Origin of the sequence: Pandoraea eparura (assembly GCF_902459725.1) — a bacterium.
Taxonomy (GTDB): domain Bacteria; phylum Pseudomonadota; class Gammaproteobacteria; order Burkholderiales; family Burkholderiaceae; genus Pandoraea; species Pandoraea eparura.
In genome coordinates this window covers 1-892 of record NZ_CABPSH010000033.1, presented here as the reverse complement: position 1 = coordinate 892, position 892 = coordinate 1, and the positions used below count along the sequence as shown (strand labels likewise).

The following is an 892-nucleotide window of genomic DNA, read 5'->3' as shown; positions in this document are numbered from 1 at the left end:
GGTCTGTAGCTCAGGTGGTTAGAGCACCGTCTTGATAAGGCGGGGGTCGAAGGTTCAAGTCCTTCCAGACCCACCAAGCTTAACCACCGCTTGACCAAGTCAGACGGTAAATGGCTTGATTTGGGGGCATAGCTCAGCTGGGAGAGCACCTGCTTTGCAAGCAGGGGGTCGTCGGTTCGATCCCGTCTGCCTCCACCAATTCCTTAGATCGCACATCGATGTCAGTCAAAAGCTTTTACGTCTGTAGTAAATCCCAATAGTGATTTAGCGTGAACGTTTTTGAATGACAGCAATGTCATGCAGTATTTGTTCTTTAACAATTTGGAAGAAGTAGTAGTACAACGGAAGCGCGTTAGAGATGGCGCGTGGAAATTGTACGGGTTGTGATTGTATCAACTAGTATTTAAGTGATCGAAAGATGACTTGGAATACGGCACAACGCGAAAACTCAACCTATAAAGAGTCGGTGCTCTGCATCGGATCCTCGTCGGTGCGAAAGTGCAAACGACGATCGGAAAAGACACACTCGTTATAGGGTCAAGCGAATAAGTGCATGTGGTGGATGCCTTGGCGATTACAGGCGATGAAGGACGCGATAGCCTGCGAAAAGTTGTGGGGAGCTGGCAAATAAGCTTTGATCCACAAATGTCCGAATGGGGAAACCCGGCCCTATGGGTCATCCTAGACTGAATACATAGGTCTAGTGAAGCGAACGCGGCGAACTGAAACATCTAAGTAGCTGCAGGAAAAGAAATCAACCGAGATTCCCAAAGTAGTGGCGAGCGAAATGGGACCAGCCTTCAAGATTTAGCACAGGTGTTATCAAAACGGAATGGAAAGTCCGGCCATAGTGGGTGATAGCCCCGTATGAGAAAACCCTGGTGTGGAACTA

Annotated in this window: 1 tRNA gene and 1 rRNA gene; both read left to right on the top strand. The window is 48.4% G+C overall.

Annotated features, from left to right (window positions below):
* Window positions 1–122: 122 nt before the first annotated feature.
* Window positions 123–198, top strand: a tRNA-Ala gene (locus PEP31012_RS23495).
* A gap of 337 nt (window positions 199–535) precedes the next feature.
* A 23S ribosomal RNA gene (locus PEP31012_RS23490) occupies window positions 536–892 on the top strand; the annotation flags it as partial.